This window comes from Cysteiniphilum litorale (genome assembly GCF_003428165.1).
Classification (GTDB): domain Bacteria; phylum Pseudomonadota; class Gammaproteobacteria; order Francisellales; family Francisellaceae; genus Caedibacter; species Caedibacter litoralis.
Genome location: NZ_QLIQ01000182.1, coordinates 1 through 608, shown reverse-complemented (window position 1 = coordinate 608; position 608 = coordinate 1). Strand labels below are relative to the sequence as shown.

Sequence of the window (608 nt, the reverse complement as noted above, 5' to 3'; positions counted from 1 at the left end):
AAAAAATAAAACAGATAAAAAAAGCAAGGAGCGTTTATGGACGCATCACATCATCAATTGGGTCAGTCCTTGGGTCAGTACGTTAATCGTTGGCTTAAGCTAGGCTTTATTTTTATGTCGTTGGTTTCAGTGGTACTGTCGTATGGCTTATATCAAACGATTAAGCATAAGATGGTGACATTAATTCCCCCTGTGCTCAGTCATCAGATGAGCATTAGCATGGTCGAACCTGATGATTCGTATTTGGCACAGATGGCGTTATTTTTACTGGGGATGAAGTTGAATGTATCGCCTGATAATGTGCTGCTGAATCATAAGGTGTTAAAAAGTTATACTTCACCAAAGACGTGGGGTGAGTTAAACAGTCTTTTAGAGAAAGAGAGCAAAGATATTCAGGAGGGGCGCATTTCATCGGTTTTTTATCCGAGTGAGCAGGAGATTAGTATTGAGCGATTACAAGTCAAAGTTAAGGGGATGCTGGAAAAGCGGGTGGGATTACGTTTGGTATCACATCAGGAAGTGAGTTTTGTTGTACAGTTTGATTATTACAATGGGTCATTGCAGGTTAAAGATATTTTTGAGGTTGAGAAGAAGTAGTTTTTATTAAT

The 608-nt window shown here is 39.0% G+C and carries 1 protein-coding gene; it reads left to right on the top strand.

The features are described 5' to 3' along the window. Positions 1-36 precede the first annotated feature (36 nt). A complete protein-coding gene (traE, locus tag DNJ75_RS15195) occupies positions 37-597 on the top strand; it encodes a type IV conjugative transfer system protein TraE (RefSeq protein ID WP_117004217.1) in 561 nt (186 codons plus the stop codon). Positions 598-608 lie beyond the last annotated feature (11 nt).